Annotated in this window: 13 protein-coding genes and 1 tRNA gene; all 14 read right to left on the minus strand. The window is 60.6% G+C overall.

The genetic code is table 11. The features are described 5' to 3' along the window. Positions 1 to 163: 163 nt before the first annotated feature. Positions 164 to 2848 carry a tetratricopeptide repeat protein gene (locus ACMV8A_RS13400; RefSeq protein ID WP_495326377.1) on the minus strand — a complete coding sequence of 895 codons (2685 nt, stop codon included), beginning with the start codon at positions 2846 to 2848 and terminating at the stop codon, positions 164 to 166. 182 nt (positions 2849 to 3030) lie between these two features. Next, positions 3031 to 4515, minus strand: a complete 1485-nt coding sequence (locus ACMV8A_RS13405; RefSeq protein WP_495326378.1) for a flagellin — start codon at positions 4513 to 4515, stop codon at positions 3031 to 3033. A gap of 237 nt (positions 4516 to 4752) precedes the next feature. Further along, a complete protein-coding gene (gene flgL, locus ACMV8A_RS13410) occupies positions 4753 to 6279 on the minus strand; it encodes a flagellar hook-associated protein FlgL (RefSeq protein ID WP_495326379.1) in 1527 nt (508 codons plus the stop codon). A 2-nt stretch (positions 6280 to 6281) separates the two neighbouring features. Further along, positions 6282 to 8258, minus strand: a complete 1977-nt coding sequence (gene flgK, locus ACMV8A_RS13415) for a flagellar hook-associated protein FlgK (protein ID WP_495326380.1) — start codon at positions 8256 to 8258, stop codon at positions 6282 to 6284. A 72-nt stretch (positions 8259 to 8330) separates the two neighbouring features. Then, entirely contained in the window at positions 8331 to 9269 is a 939-nt protein-coding gene (flgJ, locus tag ACMV8A_RS13420; protein WP_495326381.1) for a flagellar assembly peptidoglycan hydrolase FlgJ, read from the minus strand. Between the two features lie 9 nt (positions 9270 to 9278). Then, entirely contained in the window at positions 9279 to 10382 is a 1104-nt protein-coding gene (locus ACMV8A_RS13425) for a flagellar basal body P-ring protein FlgI (RefSeq protein WP_495326382.1), read from the minus strand. Positions 10383 to 10393: 11 nt separating this feature from the next. Beyond that, positions 10394 to 11074, minus strand: a complete 681-nt coding sequence (gene flgH, locus ACMV8A_RS13430) for a flagellar basal body L-ring protein FlgH (RefSeq protein ID WP_495326383.1) — start codon at positions 11072 to 11074, stop codon at positions 10394 to 10396. A 25-nt stretch (positions 11075 to 11099) separates the two neighbouring features. Then, positions 11100 to 11885, minus strand: a complete 786-nt coding sequence (gene flgG, locus ACMV8A_RS13435) for a flagellar basal-body rod protein FlgG (protein WP_495326384.1) — start codon at positions 11883 to 11885, stop codon at positions 11100 to 11102. A gap of 64 nt (positions 11886 to 11949) precedes the next feature. Further along, the gene (flgF, locus tag ACMV8A_RS13440; RefSeq protein ID WP_495326385.1) at positions 11950 to 12693 is read right to left on the minus strand and encodes a flagellar basal-body rod protein FlgF; all 744 of its coding nucleotides are present in this window, start codon (positions 12691 to 12693) and stop codon (positions 11950 to 11952) included. A gap of 65 nt (positions 12694 to 12758) precedes the next feature. After that, positions 12759 to 14024, minus strand: a complete 1266-nt coding sequence (gene flgE / locus ACMV8A_RS13445) for a flagellar hook protein FlgE (protein ID WP_495326386.1) — start codon at positions 14022 to 14024, stop codon at positions 12759 to 12761. A gap of 20 nt (positions 14025 to 14044) precedes the next feature. After that, a complete protein-coding gene (locus ACMV8A_RS13450) occupies positions 14045 to 14719 on the minus strand; it encodes a flagellar hook assembly protein FlgD (RefSeq protein ID WP_495326387.1) in 675 nt (224 codons plus the stop codon). 18 nt (positions 14720 to 14737) lie between these two features. After that, a complete protein-coding gene (flgC, locus tag ACMV8A_RS13455; RefSeq protein WP_495326388.1) occupies positions 14738 to 15157 on the minus strand; it encodes a flagellar basal body rod protein FlgC in 420 nt (139 codons plus the stop codon). A 2-nt stretch (positions 15158 to 15159) separates the two neighbouring features. Next, positions 15160 to 15558, minus strand: coding sequence for a flagellar basal body rod protein FlgB (gene flgB / locus ACMV8A_RS13460; protein ID WP_495326389.1), 399 nt, complete (start codon positions 15556 to 15558; stop codon positions 15160 to 15162). 228 nt (positions 15559 to 15786) lie between these two features. Further along, a tRNA-Arg gene (locus ACMV8A_RS13465) sits at positions 15787 to 15863 on the minus strand. Positions 15864 to 15915: the final 52 nt, after the last annotated feature.

Here is a 15915-nt window from a genome sequence, read left to right on the forward strand (position 1 = left end):
CTTGGCAGGGGCGGGCGGGGTTGTCATTAGCGGATATGCCGTTCGATGTTGCCTGGGCATTCACCGCTTCCGGTTAATTTATCGACCCGGGAGAGAAAACCTTTAGCCATCTCAGAAAAAATTTCTTGCCACTATAGGCATAAAAATAATCGTTTTTATTCAATCAGTTAAATAAACCCTGAAATCCACGGAAGTTCTGTTCGGCCAATGCAATGAGCCGCGTGCGGGTCGCCGTGGAAATCAGTGCATCCCCCGGGGCCTGTAGCAGTGCGTCCAGTCGCACCCGCGCATCATCGGCACGGGAAGGAGATATCCACACGGATGAAGTGGTTATATCTAGGCGCGCCAGCAAACCGTCTATTTTGGCGGTATTGCTGGCGCTGACCAGGAAGGGGGTGCCCAGCCACGCGGCGGCAATGGTGTGGTGAAACCGTCCGGAAATAAGCAGCGCCGCATCACGGATCGTCTCCAGCCACTGCGTCTCGCTGGTGGCGGCCACCAGACGGTAGCGGCCACGCAGGTGCCGGTGCAAGGCATTGACGAACAACACGTCGTCATGGGCCATATAGGCATTCGCGCCCACCAGGATATCCAGTTCATAACCCGCGGCGAGGGCCTGTTGCGCGAGCCCGACCATCATGGATATAAAGTCCTGGCTCAGAGCCACCGTACCGCATAGCACCACCCGCCTGGTTCTTGCCGCAACGGCGGGAAGGTGCGCCCTGGCAAAGAGAGGCAGGCAGTCAAACCCGTCGACCACCCGGACTCCGAGCCGTGCCAAAACGGCAGCACTCTCCGGCTCACGCACAACCACCCGATCCAGCGCCGCGTAAACCTTCCGGTACAGATCCTCCGCCAACGCACCGTCGCCGACCGTACCGTCCACCGGGTAACAGGAGTGGTTTATCACCTGCGTATTCTTCCCCAGCCGGCACTTGGCAACATAACTGAGATACAACAGCGCCAACGCCGAGGCTCCCAGGCCATGCAGCGTTCCCTCCCCGTTGACAGCAACGACATCGCAGCGGCGCAACTGGTCGATCAGTGCGGAATTGGCCGAACAAAACCTTTCAAAAAACGTGTCACTGTCAAAATCGTCGAGACGTTCGGGTAACGGTTGCAACCTGTTGATGGCCATGATGGGAACGCCCTCCACCACATAGCCCGCTGCGCGCAATCCCTGGTGCAGGGCCAGGCTGGTACAGGTGCAACCCCAGTGATACCAATAAGACGTGTCATTGAGCAGTACCGCACGCCTGGCGCCTGGCGCCGTCGCCGTCCCTGTCTTCGCCGGTATGGGCGAGGATACGGCGGAATCCGACGACCGCACATGAATACCCGCTTCAATCTGCCGGACAACGTCCGCCAGCAACGAGGTCCAGGCCTCGGCTCCACACCCCTCTTGGCGCCATACCCGCACAGATTCGTACCAGACACTGCGTTCTCCGGACACACCCCAGCGCCAATCCGCCAGCGACGGCAGCAGCAGCCAGGTAGGAACACCCAAGGCGCCCGCCAGATGAACGGTGGAATTATCGACGGAGATCACCAGATCAAGTGCGCTGAGCAGGGCAGCAAAATCATCCATATCCCGCAGCGGGTCGACATCGGGCAGACTCAGCGGCACCCGCCCCCCGGCATCGACCAGACGGGAAACCTCATCGGCATGGTCACCATACTGGACATCAATGAACGTGACATCAGCGCAGCAGAGCATGGCCTGCAGTTGCTGCAAGTCCAGCGAGCGGGCGACACGGTCGCGTGGATTGAGGCCGCCGCGCCAGGAAATACCGATTTTTGGCTGTGTTCCCAGCGCGTCAAGACGCTCGCGCCATCGCGTAATGGATTCTGGATCCGCCTTCAGGTAGAAACGCCCATCGAATGAGTCGGCCGCAGTGCGAAGATGCTGCGGCAGGCTGGGCAGGGCGATACGGAAATCAAAAGAGTCCTCCCGTTCCAGCACCGTCACCTTATCCTGAGCCGCACGCACCTCCACGCCGGGAAATGAGCGGGCAAACAACGGCACCAGACGCGGGGCGCATACCAGCAACACGGCATCGGCCTGCTCAGCCAAATCAGGTACGCAGGAGGCAAACATGATTTCGTCGCCGATACCCTCCTCGCCGCAGGCCACAATCTTTTTGCCGACAAGACTGCATCCGTCCCACTTCGGCAATGGCACACGGTGCGGCGGCGCCGACTCCAGCGCCTCCGGCTCCCAATAGCGCCACTCATGGAACTTCCATCCTGAGGCGTAATCACCAACAGACAGCAGAATCGCCCCCAGCTGGCACCCGATTAAACTGCTGACCGGCTCGCAGTCCAGGGCAACAATACACTGTTGCCTCGCCTGCTCCGGGCGCCCCTGGGCACGCAGCACGGCAATGAGATTCTTGTGCGCCACCAACGAACAGGGATCCAGCGTCAGCGCCCTACGGTAAGCTGCCGCCGCCTCATCGTAGGAGCCCGAGTCCTGCAATACCACACCGAGATTTTCCCACGCCACCCGGTAAGCCGGATTGAGCCGGACAGCGGTCTGATAGGAGTTCTGCGCATCCGACAGACGATTGGTCTGTTGATAGGCAATGGCGAGATTAAAGTGAAACACGGGTTCTTGAGGGCGCAGTCGCACCGCGGCCATCAACAGTTCAAGCGCGACCGTGCTGTCGCCACCCTGCAACCGTATCAGGCCAAGATTGTGCAACGCCACCGGGTTGGCGCCATCGACACTCAATACCTTGAGATACAGTGCCTCGGCACCGGCAACGTCCCCCGCCTGTTGTCTCTCAATGGCCAGGTTCACTGCCCCGGCAAGGGTATTGCTCAACTCTGGCGAAACATCTGTCATGAATATTCCCTGTTACGACCACGGTAGAGGGTAGCTGCCATGCACAGCTCCGCGGGAGCACCCACAGCAGGGCACCATTCTGGCCCTGCCATGACGCTTTTTATCATAACTTGGAGTACGGTGGCGTACGCGACGGGAAAGGCTCTGAACAAGTTACAGAATGTAACCTATTCAGACCGGCCCTAGCGCAGCAAGGACAAAACGCCCTGCGGCAGCTGGTTCGCCTGGGCCAGCATCGCCACACCGGCCTGCTGCAGGATCTGGGCACGGGTCAGATTCGCCGTCTCCGCTGCGAAATCCGTATCCTGGATACGGCTGCGGGACGCGGTCAGGTTCTCCACCGTGGTGCTCAGATTGGCGATGGTGGATTCGAAACGATTCTGGATGGCGCCGAAGGTGCTGCGCAGTGAACTGACGGCGGTCAGCGCCGAATCGATGCGAAAGATGGCATCATTGGCATTGGCAACGCTCAATACGTTCACCGATGCGAGACTGCCGCTCACAGTAAAGCTGGCGGCACTGAACACTGACTGCGCATCAGCCGCTATGACAACATTCTCAGCAGACACAACGCTCACTGTACTGGTGGAAGTATCAAGAATTGCGGTGGCATTGCCTCCTAGAGCAACATTGACCGCATCCACCAGAGACTGCATGGTGTGATAGGTTCCTGCCGCAACGGCCACCGCATCAGCATTACCTATCTGGATACTCAGTTCATTGACACCAAGTACGAGTGGATTGGCGGGAACGCCATTGTCGACTGTGTTGGTTCCTCGTACAAAGTCCGCCCCGGTAAATTCGGTATAAATACCGTAAGTACTATGAATGGTTATATCGAAGGGGTTGCCGGAGGTATCGGAAAAGATCACATTCCCCGTGGCGAACGATCCGGAATAAGTGATCCCCACCCCGGCCAGTTCCGATCTCTTCGCAGTAAGAGCAGCGTCCAACTCCCCAGCGGTGATGGTGTCAAAGCCGGGCGACGTCACGTTCATTATTTCGACACCCGCAACCTCGAACAAAAAGCCCTGACCGGCCAAGGCGGAAAGAATCAGCCCGACAGGGCCGGAAGGTGTCGACGAGTTCGCCACTACAGCACTTGGCTCCGTCATTAAGGTACTCAGGTCCACGGAAGTGGCGGTGGCCACGGCACCGATATTGGTCTGGCGCATGCTGGCGTTCAGATCCAGAGTGATGGTCTCGCCGACGTTGGCGCCTACCTGAAAGGCGGCGTTGCCGAAGGTGCCGTCCAGAATTTTCTGGCCGTTGAACGAGGTCTGCGCGGCGATACGGTCAATTTCCGCAATGCGCTGCTGCACTTCCTGGTCCAGGGCGGCACGGTCGGCGGGGGAGTTGGTGGCGTTGGCGGACTGCACGGCCAGTTCGCGGATACGCTGCAGGTTGTTGTTCAGCTCAGCCAGGGCACCCTCCGCGGTCTGCGCCAGGGAGATGCCATCGTTGGCGTTGCGCACGGCCTGGTTCAGGCCACGGATCTGGGTGGTAAAGCGCTCGGAAATGGCGAGGCCGGCAGCATCGTCCTTGGCGCTGTTGATACGCAGGCCGGAGGACAGGCGTTGCAGTGACACCTGCAGATCGGTCTGCGAGGTGTTCAGGTTGCGCTGCGAGTTCAGCGACATGATATTGGTGTTGATAATTTGCGGCATTACACCCGCCTTGCCTATCCCATTGCAGGGACAGATCCTCGTTGACGACAACCATTGTTCCCCGCGCGAACCCGCACGATTCTTTTACTAGCTGTCAAGAAATCGGCAAAAGGGGGAATTACTTTAGGGGAGGCAGACAAATACCTTGAGCGCTCACCCCGTGACCGGGGCGATGCGGGTATCAAACAGGATTGGGATAAAGGCGACGGGTACGGTCCCGGCCTCGGGCGCCGTCAATCAGCGCAGGAAGTTGAACAGTGACAGCCCCTGCACCTTGAGGTAGGTCTGCTGGGCAGCCTCCAGGCCGGCCATCTGCAGGTTGAGGCGGCTGATCGCCTCGGCGTAGTCCAGATCCTCGATGGACGAGATGATCTGGGTGCTCTGGATCAGCTGATCTTCGTTGATGTAGCGCTGGCCATCGACGGCATTGAGGCGCGCGCCGACGCTGGCGCGTACGGTGAGGATGCTGTTCATGCTTTGGTCGACGTCGGCCAGAAAGCGGTTGATGTTGTTGTTCAACTGGGCCTGTTCCGCCGCCGAGGTCACGCCGGTTTCCAGCGTGGTGACAAAGTCATTCAGGGTCTGGAAGATGTTCTGGTATTCGCTGGAACGTATGGAGAAGGTATCGCCATTGGCGGGCGTACCGGTCACCGTCACCAGTGCGCCCTGGAAGGCGATGGGCTGACCGTCAACGTAGGTGCCCGTGACAGGGGGCGTCAAGGGCTGCAGATCGCCGGTCGTCAACACCTCGTAGGTAATCGGATCGGTGGGCGCTGCCTGGATGAAGCGCAGGGTATAGCCATTGACGCCGTTGACCAGCGCAGGCTGGAACTGGCCCTGCACGCTGCCACCGGAGATGACACCGGTACCCGCATTGGTGCCCACACTCAACGTAAAGATATCGCCGTTATCCGGCATGCCGCTCAGCGCAACGGTCGCCGCCGTCACACCACCGATCGGAATGTCGATGCTGCCCGGATCGGTGTAGGTTCCCGTCACGGGCGGCGCCAGCGGGTTGCCCGCCGCATCCTGCACTTCATAGTCACCGGCACCGCTGGTAAAGACGATGCGGTAACCGTTCACCGCAGGAATGAACTGGGCGGAAACGGCGACGCCATCGACCACGCCAACCCCGGTATTGGTCGGGTCAGCCGTGGCGGTACCACCGCCCCCGAGACTGGTGACGAAGGTGCCGTTGCCGTTGCGCACCAAGCCAAACACCTCGGAACCCGGATTGCCATCGGCCACCTGGCGTCCGGCGCCTATTTGCAGGAAACGCTGGCTGTCGTCGCCGAAGTAGTCGTAACCGCCCGAGGCATTGGGGACGAACGGTTCGGTGAAGCCCTTGCTGCCGGAGAAGAGGTATTCGCCGTTGCCGTCACGGGTATTGGCCAGGCCCACCAGCTCCTCCAGGCGCTGGCGCACCTCGGAGGCGATGAATTTGCGGGTGTCGTTGGTCTGCGTGGCATTGGCGGCCTGGATCGACAGCTCACGCACACGTTGCAGCAGGGTGGTCACACCGGTCAGCACGCCCTCCTCCGTCGACAGGCGGTTCACCGCCGCATCGGCGTTGGCCTGGAACTGGCCTACCGTATTTTTTGTCTGCCGCAACTGCATCAGCTGGCTGGTGGCGACCGGATCATCCGACGGCGACAGAATGCGCTTGCCGCTGGCAAGCTGATTCTGCGTCTTACTCAACTTGACCTGCTGGTCAAGGATCGAGTTGACCCCCATGGTCTGGAAGAAACGGCTGGAAATACGCATGACTATCTCCTTACCGCATTGAGCAGGGTGTCGAACAGAGACTGGGCGATGTTGATGAGCTGGGCGTTGGCCTGATAGGCCTGCTGGAAGCGCAGCATGTTGGCGGCCTCCTCGTCCAGATTCACACCGGACACGGACTCCAGCGCCATCTCGGCCTGGGTCACCATGGCCTTTTGCGCCCCCACGTCAATGCTGGCCTGATGGGTGCGCGCACCCACTTGGGACACCATCTGACCATAGGCGTTCTGGAAGGTGGTGGTGCCGCCAGCGATGATGGGGATGCCGTCGATGGCCGCCAGCTTGAGGGCGTTGCCATTGTCGCCGACGCCGTCGTAATTGGGGCTGATGGTGAAGCTGTCGCCATCCAGCGGCTTGCCGGACAGGCGGAAGGTGATACCGGCGTAATTGGGATCAATAACGCCGAGATCAAAGGTCTTGCCCGCGCTTTCCGTGGCAGGGTTGTAGGCCAGGGTGCCGGCCAGGGCACCGCCCAGGGTGTAGCCCGGGACGGTGCTGTCGTAGGTCATGGTCACCGCACCCGCTGCCAGTACCGCCGCCAGATCGGTCGTGGCGCCGACGGTGCTATCCAGCTTGTTCAGCTGGGCACTGCCGAGATTGGTGATGGACTCGGTGGCCCGCAACGGTGCGCCGGCAGCGATGCGCTTGGTGTCGTCGATGAGCAGGGTGATGTCGCGCGCCGCGGAGCGGGTCGGCCGCAGCTCGAAACTGTCGCCGGCGTTGGCGGCGACATCCAGGGTAAAGGAGAACCCCTCACTCGGCACATCGATGGTGTCGGGGTAGGCGCCGGGCGTGTAGGTGCCGACAACGCTGTTATCGCTGAGCCGCGTCAGGGCGTAGGTGATTCCATCGGCGGTGCTGATGCGGTAGTCGCTGGCGGTCAGCGCGCTGACGTTGGTGATGTTATAGGTGACCTCAGCCGTGCCGGTGTTGCGGCTGCTGGCCGCCGCGGTGGCCAGCGCCGTCACGCCACCGAAGCCGAAGAAATCCAGCCCCAGCTCGTTATTCAAATCCAGGCCCTGGCGATGCTGGGCGTTGATGGTTTCGGCCAGACCGATGGCGATGCGCCCCAGGGCGTTCTGCGCCGGCTCCAGCATTTCCTTACGGAAGGACAACAGGCCGCCGATGGTGCCGCCATTGAGAAAGTCGGTCACATCCGGCCCCGGCCCGGCACTGGTCGTCAGTGCCACACGCAGGGTAAAGGAGTCATAGTCGCTGGGAATGACGCTGAGCTGGTTGTAGTCCAGACCCAGCACCATCACCTGGCCGTTGCCGATGAACACGTTCGTGGCGCCGTTGTCCTGCATCACGGTGGTCACCGGTACCCGCTCCGCCAGCTGGCGGATCAGCAGGTCGCGCTGGTCCAGCAGGTCGTTGGGCTGCTGGCCGCCGGCCTGGGCCTGGGCCAGTACGATGCTCTGATTGATCTGGGCGATGGACTGGCTCAGGGTGTTGATGTCGTTTACGGTGTTGCTGACGGAGGTGTTGACCACGTCACGCAGGGCCGCCATACGCTGGTCGATGGCCTGAAAACGATGGGCCAGTGACTCGGCTTGGCTGAGCAACACTTCGCGCGCCGGAATGGACGAAGGATTGTCGGCCACGCCCTGCAGGGCGTTGAAGAACTGCTGCAGCGACGGGGCCAGACCGGCATTGGCATCGGCCAGCAGGTTGTCCACCTGGGACGACAGCTTGTGGAAGGCGTCCAGCTTGGTCAGGTTGGAGGTGTAGGTACGCAACTGCTCCGACAGGAACTGGTCGTACAGGCGCTCCACACTGCTTACCTTCACGCCGGTGCCGATGAAGCCGGCGCCGGTGGGCTCCGGGATACGGGTCGCCAGGTTGGTGCGCTGGCGGCTGTAACCCTCGGTATTCACGTTGGAAATATTGTGGCTGGTGGTGGCCAGCGCGCGCTGGAAGGCCAGCAGGCCGGAGACGCCGGTGCTGAGAATATCAGGCATGACACACCTCCCGGCCCGCGGTCAGATTATCGAATAGATTCGCGTCGTTATGTGCCATGTTCCATGCTCCGGTCATGATAGCGTCCCCTGCGCCGGACTCTTTAGGGCGGCCGCCGCATCGGCGACCACGCCGCGGTCGAGGATATTGCCAATCTTGCGGGCGTAGGCCGGGTCAGTGGCATAGCCTGCGTCCTGCAACGAGCGCACGAACTGCCTGGGGTCATCGGCCCGGCGCAGCGCCTCGCTGTAGCGCGGGTTGGATTGCAGGAAATTCACATAGTCGTCAAAACTGGCCTCGAAAGAGTCGTAGGCACGGAAACGGGCCACTTCCTTGGCGGCGACGCCGTCGCGATACTCCAGCGTCTGCTTGGCCACGCTCTCTCCGTCCCAGCGCCGATCCGCCTTGATATTGAACAGGTTGTGGCTGCTGCTGCCGTCAGGATGGCGAATGACCGCCTTGCCCCAGCCGGTTTCCAGCGCGGCCTGCGCCAGCAGCGCCTCGGGCGAGGCACCGATCTTCGCTGCCGCCTTTTCCGCCAGCGGCCACAGCCGATGGATGAACGCCTGCGGTGATTCGGTCACCGCCTCGGCGCTCACTACCTCGTGCTTGTTCTCCAACGGAGCGACACTCTTGATCTGTGCCTCGACGCGCGCAAAGGTGCTCCCCAGCCGCTGGGGCAAGGCCAGTTCTGTTTCGGCCTTGGGCTGCCCCGCCTGCACCTGCAACTGCCTTACCAGTACTTCGGCCAGGCCGATGCCCTTCTCGCTCAGATCCAGCGACAACTGTTTGTCGTACATGTCGCGATACAGCGCGGTGTGCTCGCCGTCGAACAGCGGGTCACCCTCGCTGGCCTCGCGCATGCTCTTCAGCATCATCTGCAGAAACAGGGCCTCGAACTGCTTGGCGACGGCCTTGAGCGCCTCGGGCGACTGCTCACGTGCCCCGGCCTTCAGGGCGGTGAGGCCCTGAAAGTCGGTGTAGAAGGCGCCGGATGCAAGTTCTGCGCTCATGACGGCGGCCTAGATCACCAGCAGTTCTGCGCGCAACGCGCCCGCCTGCTTGAGCGCTTCCAGAATGGCGACCAGATCACCCGGGGCGGCGCCGACCTGATTCACGGCACGGACGATTTCGTCCAGGGTCACGCCGGGGTTGAACAGAAACATGCGGTCGCTCTGTTCTTCAATGGCGATATCCGACCGTGGAACCACGGCGGTCTGGCCACCGGCAAAGGGCGCTGGCTGACTGACCGTAGCGCCTTCGGTAATGGTCACCGTCAGACTGCCATGGGCCACCGCAGCGGAACTGACACGCACGTTCTGGCCGATGACCACCGTGCCGGTGCGCGAGTTGACCACCACCTTGGCAGCGGCCTCGCCCGGCTGCAGTTCGATGTTCTCCAGCAGCGACACGAACGACACGCGCTGGGCCGGATCACGCGGTGCATTGACACGCACCGAAGTGGCGTCGGCCGGCTCAGCAGTACCCGGGCCGATGACGTCGTTGATGGCCTGGGCCAGACGGGTCGAGGTGGTGAAGTCGGCGCTGTGCAGATTGAGATACAGACTGTTACCCGACGCAAACGGATTGTTCACGGCCCGTTCCACCGAGGCGCCGTTGGGGATACGCCCTACGCTGGGCACATTCACGGTGATCTTGGAGCCATCACGCGCCTGGGCGCCGAAACCGCCGACGATGAGGTTGCCCTGGGCGATGGCATAGACCTGACCATCGGCGCCCTTGAGGGGTGTCATCAGCAGCGTGCCGCCACGCAGGCTCTTGGCATTGCCGATGGACGAGACGGTAATGTCTATGGTTTGGCCCGGCTTGGCGAACGCCGGCAGCTCGGCACTGACCATCGCCGCCGCCACGTTCTTCAACTGGGGATTGACGTTGGCCGGCAGGGTAATACCCAACTGTGCCAGCATGCTCTTGAGGCTCTGCACGGTAAACGGTGTCTGGCTGGTCTGATCGCCGGTACCGTCGAGGCCGACCACCAGGCCATAGCCGATGAGCTGATTGCTGCGCACGCCCGCCACCGCGGCCAGGTCCTTGATGCGCTCGGCCTGTGCGGCCAGCGGCAGTGCCAGGGTCAGGACCAGGAGAACTACGCGTTGGAGTTTCATGATGTTCTCCCTCAGAACGGCCACAGCGGGCCGTCGAAGAAGCGGGCCAACCAGCCTTTCCGGTTCGAGTCGGCCAGGGTGCCGCGGCCACCGTAGATGATCTCGGCATCGGCAATCTTGGTGGACAGCACGGTATTGTCCGGGCTTACATCCACCGGACGCACGATGCCGGAGATACGGATGAATTCGTCGCCCTGGTTGATGGTGAGCACCTTCTCGCCACGCACGATCATGTTGCCGTTGGGCAACACCTGGGCAATGGTGACGGTGATGTTGCCGGTCAGGGTATTACTCTGGCTGCTGGCGCCATCACCGGAAAAATCGCGTTTGGCGCTGACCGACGCGCTCAGCGGGTCGACGCCGTTATAAGACACCGGCCCACCCAACAAAGTATTTACGCCTAGGTTGATGTCCTGCTCTTTCTTGGTGCTGGTTGCCGCCTGCTTGCTGGCAGCGGTCTTTTCAACGAGTTGCACGGTGAGGATGTCACCGACACGGTGGGCGCGAACATCCTCGAACAGGGCGATGCCATTCACCGCTTGGAATATGGCGCCGTTGTTCTCCTGCGCTGGCAAGGGTGCGGCCGGCATGGTCGGAGCGTAATTCACATTGCGTTTCGGCTCTTCCAGCGTGGCGCAGCCTTGCAGAGTGAGGATGGCGCAAGAGACGATGATGGCAGTCAGGCGTTTCATGGTGTGCTCCACGTATTCAGTGTGACTACACGTTGTTGTTCAGGTACTGCAACATCTGATCGGCAGTGGATATCGCTTTGGAGTTGATCTCGTAGGCGCGCTGGGTCTCGATCATGTTCACCATCTCCTCCACCACATTCACGTTGGAGCTTTCCAGAGATCCCTGGATCACCGTACCCAGTCCGTTCAGGCCAGGCGTGCCCAGCTGCGGCGCACCACTGGACGCGGTCTCTACAAACAGGTTTTCACCGATGGGCTGCAGGCCGGCGGGATTGATAAAATCAGCGAGCTGAATATTACCAACCTGCGTCGGCGCCGGCTGACCGGCAATCTGCACCGTCACAACTCCATCACTGCCGATGTTGATGGTCTGGGCATTATTGGGGATGGTGATGCCGGGCTGAACCAGATAGCCACCCGAGTTCACCAACTGTCCCTGGGCATCCATCTGAAAGGTGCCGTCACGGGTATAGGCCAGCGTGCCATCCGGACGCAGAATCTGGAACATACCGCGGCCCTGCACAGCGACATCAAGCGAGTTGTTGGTCTGCACAATGTTGCCTTGCGTGTGCAGCTTTTCCGTAGCCACGGTACGTACACCGGTACCGCGCATCAGACCGGAAGGCAGCGTGGTGTCCTGGCTGGACTGGGCACCGGGCTGGCGTACAGTCTGATACAGCAGGTCTTCAAAAACAGCACGATCACGCTTAAAGCCGGTCGTGCTAACGTTGGCGAGGTTATTGGAGACCACGCCCATGCGCGTCTGCTGCGCCTCCAGACCGGTTTTTGCAATCCACAGTGCCGGGTTCATGATGCCTTACCTCTCAATTCAATTTGCGACCGATCTTTGACGTTTACCTAACGCACAGCAAGAGCTATGCCAACTGCATCAGACGGTCGGATGCAGCGTCGTTTTCCTTGGCCGTATTCATCATCTTGATCTGGGTTTCATACTGGCGGGACAACTCGATGATGCGCACCATCGAATCCACCACGCTGACGTTACTGGTCTCCAGTGCGCCGGACACCAGTTGTACTGTGGCGTTGGGGGGCAACACGCCGCCGTCTTTCACACGCATCAGGCCGTCCTCGCCCTTGGTAAACTGCCCGGGCTCGGGCAACACCAGCTTGATACGTTCCACCTGGGCCAGTACGTTGGCCTGCTGCCCCAGCGGGCGGATGGTGATGGTGCCGTCGGTACCAATCTCGATCTTTTCGTAAGGCGGAATGGCGATGGGGCCGCCGTTGTCGCCGATGACCGAATGCCCGGCGCCATTTACCAGCAGGCCGGCACTGGAGATGTGCAGATCGCCGGCACGGGTATAGGCCTCGCTGCCGTCCGGCGCCTGTACCGCGATCCACCCCTCGCCGCGCACTGCCATGTCCAGCTCGCGGCCGGTATGGTTGTGCGCGCCGGCGGACAGATCGGTGCCGGGCCGCTCGGTCATGGCATAGACCCGCGACGGCATGCCATCCCCGAAAACCGGCATACTGCGGAACTGTGCCAGATCGGCCTTGAAGCCGGTGGTCGAGACGTTCGCCAGATTGTTGGTGGTGATCGCCTGTGCCTGCATGATCTGGCTCGCGCCGGTCATCGACAGATAGAGCATACGGTCCATGATCTATACCTCTTCGGGTACGGGGCTGTGAGTTCGAGACTCGCTACCTAGCCCCTGGCCCCTGATTAACGAATATTGATGATGGTCTGGGTAACCTGATCCTCGGTGGTGATCATCTTGGCGTTGGCCTGGAAATCACGCTGCGCGATGATCATGTTCACCAACTGCTTGGAGATATCCACATTGGAAGACTCCAGCGCGCCGGACTGGATCTGACCGAAGGTGCCGGTACCGGCCTGACCCGGCAGCACATCACCGGACTCAAAGCTGGCCGCCCAGTTGGTATCACCCACCTGCTGCAGACCGTTCGGGTTGCTGAAGCGGGCCATGGCAATGGCGCCGACAGTGGCGGATTGACCATTGGTGTAACGGGCAAACAACACGCCGGTGGAATCGACCGAAATGCCGGCCAGGCGGCCGGTGGTGTAGCCATCCTGGTTTAGCGCATTGACAGCAGAGTTAGCGCCAAATTGAGTACTGCCGGCGAAGTTGATATCGAAGGCCGCAAAAGGCGTGGCGCCAGTGGAAGGCGTCCACGGGCCAAATCCCGCCAGAAAATTCTGATCGCCGGTGGTGAGCAAGGTACCGTTGGTGCTGAACTGCACGGGTATGGTGTCAGCAACACTGATCGTGCCGTCGGTGTCGGTGAGCGCCAGCGTGGCTTCCCACTGGTTGGCCGGCATGGTGTCGTCCTTGCGGAAGTACAGCGTGGCCTCATGGGTCACGCCCAGCGAATCGTAAATGGTGGTGGTGGTGGAGAAGTTATAGGTGTTCGGGTCCGGTACCGGCGCAGCGACCAGGGCCGGATAGGCCACCGAGTCAATGGGCGTCACACCGGCATCAAGATTAACATTGATGTCGATGCGCGTAGTGGCCGAGGCGGGGTTGGCGCCTAGATTGAGCTGCAGGTCCATGGGTGTGAAGTTGCTGACGATGCCAGTATTGGGATCCACTGCATATTGCTGCACACGCTGACCATGGGCATTGACCACGTAGCCGTCACGGTCCACTGAGAAATTACCGGCACGTGTGTACAGGAAGGTGCCGTTGTCGTTGAGGATGAAGAAACCCTCGCCGCTGATGGCCAGATCCAGGTTGTTGTCAGTAAAATCAATGTTGCCTTGGGTAAACTGCTGCGTCACACTGGCCAGGCGTACGCCACTGCCGGTCGCTGTCTTGCTCACGCCGCCAAAGCTAACCGCATACACGTCGGCAAAGTCGGCGCGCGACCGCTTGAAGCCGGTGGTGCTAGCGTTAGCGATATTGTGTCCGGTCACGTTCAAGTTGCCGGATGCTGCGTTCAAACCACTCAGTGCTGTCTGGAATGCCATGATATGTCTCCTGTCGCCGCTTACTTGATCTGATAAACCTTGGAAAGATCCACTGTGCCCACCCCTGCGAGGTTGAGCAGAACACCGCCGCGCGCCGAAAGACTTACACTTTCAACGTCGTTATAAATCAAAGTTTCCATCGCTGTTGCCTTACCGCCCACCAGCGCCTCGGCACGCACCTCATATACTCCTGCCGGCATAGCAGCACCGTTGTCGCCAATGCCATCCCACTTGAACGGCACGGTACCGGCCGACTGCATTCCCATCTGTACGCGCCGCACCAGCGCACCACTCTGGTCATAGATACCGAGCGTGAGCTGCGGCGTGGTCGAGTCCAGATTGATGAGTCCGTCGATACTGCCACCGGCATTGATCTGGCCGTTGTCGGACGAAATCAGCACGCTGCGCCCGACCAGACTGGACGCCTGCAAGGCCTGATAGGACTGCAGAGAGGTCGATAGAGAAGCAAACGAGGTATTCAAATCCTGAATACCGGAGGTCGCGCTGAACTGCGCCAGTTGCGCAATGAAGTCACCGTTATCCATGGGGTCCATGGGATTCTGGTTCTGCATCTGCGCAATCATCAACTTCATGAAGTCATCCGCCCCCAATTCATTCCTGGCGGTGGCGCTCTGCTCCTGACGCAGCAAGCCAAGACTGTCGAGCAAGGCCGCATTGTTATTTACGGTGGTCATGATCACGATTCCTCAGACTTACTGACCCATGGTCAGCGTGCGCATCATCAACTGCTTGGCGGTATTCACCACCTCCACGTTGGTCTGATACGAGCGCGAGGCCGAAATCATGTTGGCCATCTCCTCCACCACATTCACATTGGGCAGAAAGATGTTGCCGTTCTCGTCGGCCATGGGGTGGTCGGGGGCATACTGCTGCTGCAGCGGCGCCTGACTCTCCACGATACCGCGCACCTGTACGCCCACCGCATCCTGCGTACCGGCCTGCCCCGCCTCGTTCAGCATGGCGGCGAATACCGGCTGGCGCGCGCGGTAGGTCTGGTCGATGCTGCTGCTGACGCTGTTGGCATTGGCCAGGTTGCTGGCGGTGACGTTGAGACGCAGGCTTTGTGCGCTCATGGCCGAACCGGCGATATCGAATACCTTGAACATGGACATGATTAGTCTCCTCGGATGGCCGTGCGCAGCGTCTTGATGCTGCCGTCGATGAAGCGCAATGTGGCCTGGTATTGCAGGGCGTTTTCCATGAAGGCGGCCTTCTCCACCTGCGAGTCGACGGTATTGCCGTCCACGGCCGGCTGGGTCGGCGTGCGGTACAGATATTCCGGATCGGTAATGCCGCCGCTGCTGCTCAGGTGACGGGCGTGGGTGGTCTGCAAGGCGGCACCGCCCGCCGTGCCCTGGTATTCGCTCAGCACCGCCTTGAAGTCGATGTCACGGGCCTGGTAGTTGGGCGTGTCGGCATTGGCCAGATTGGACGCGATCAGTTCCGACCGCGCCGAGCGCAGGCGCAGCGCCGCTTCGTGAACGCCTAGAAAGTTGTCGATGTTGGCTGGCATGGGGCATATCTCCGCAATTCCATTCCTGCCCTACCACAGCAACATCCGTGCCACAGATTTTATTCTTTTATATTCAATTAGTTGAAATACTTCAGACGGGGGGGGTTAGGGAAAAACGGCAAGAAATTGCCGGGCACCGGCGTGGGTTCGGCAATTTTCGTGGGGGGAGAAAGGGTGTGCGTCAAATAGTCGACACAGGAACACCTGAAGACTACGGCGCCGACAGTTTGGCGCCCCGGATACGATTTGAACGTACGACCTGTCCCTTAGGAGGGGACTGCTCTATCCAGCTGAGCTACCGGGGCTGGGGGAGAAAATGGCGGGTCAGCTGGGACTGACGATTTGATAATGGTGGTG

The organism is Sulfurivermis sp., assembly GCF_059410345.1.

Excerpts from the sequence above, each read along its gene's own strand:
- ACMV8A_RS13400 (WP_495326377.1), bottom strand. The coding sequence starts at position 2,848 with ATGACAGATGTTTCGCCAGAGTTGAGCAATACCCTTGCCGGGGCAGTG.
- ACMV8A_RS13405 (WP_495326378.1), bottom strand. The coding sequence starts at position 4,515 with ATGCCGCAAATTATCAACACCAATATCATGTCGCTGAACTCGCAGCGC.
- flgL (WP_495326379.1), bottom strand. The coding sequence starts at position 6,279 with ATGCGTATTTCCAGCCGTTTCTTCCAGACCATGGGGGTCAACTCGATC.
- flgK (WP_495326380.1), bottom strand. The coding sequence starts at position 8,258 with ATGCCTGATATTCTCAGCACCGGCGTCTCCGGCCTGCTGGCCTTCCAG.
- flgJ (WP_495326381.1), bottom strand. The coding sequence starts at position 9,269 with ATGAGCGCAGAACTTGCATCCGGCGCCTTCTACACCGACTTTCAGGGC.
- ACMV8A_RS13425 (WP_495326382.1), bottom strand. The coding sequence starts at position 10,382 with ATGAAACTCCAACGCGTAGTTCTCCTGGTCCTGACCCTGGCACTGCCG.
- flgH (WP_495326383.1), bottom strand. The coding sequence starts at position 11,074 with ATGAAACGCCTGACTGCCATCATCGTCTCTTGCGCCATCCTCACTCTG.
- flgG (WP_495326384.1), bottom strand. The coding sequence starts at position 11,885 with ATGAACCCGGCACTGTGGATTGCAAAAACCGGTCTGGAGGCGCAGCAG.
- flgF (WP_495326385.1), bottom strand. The coding sequence starts at position 12,693 with ATGGACCGTATGCTCTATCTGTCGATGACCGGCGCGAGCCAGATCATG.
- flgE (WP_495326386.1), bottom strand. The coding sequence starts at position 14,024 with ATGGCATTCCAGACAGCACTGAGTGGTTTGAACGCAGCATCCGGCAAC.
- ACMV8A_RS13450 (WP_495326387.1), bottom strand. The coding sequence starts at position 14,719 with ATGACCACCGTAAATAACAATGCGGCCTTGCTCGACAGTCTTGGCTTG.
- flgC (WP_495326388.1), bottom strand. The coding sequence starts at position 15,157 with ATGTCCATGTTCAAGGTATTCGATATCGCCGGTTCGGCCATGAGCGCA.
- flgB (WP_495326389.1), bottom strand. The coding sequence starts at position 15,558 with ATGCCAGCCAACATCGACAACTTTCTAGGCGTTCACGAAGCGGCGCTG.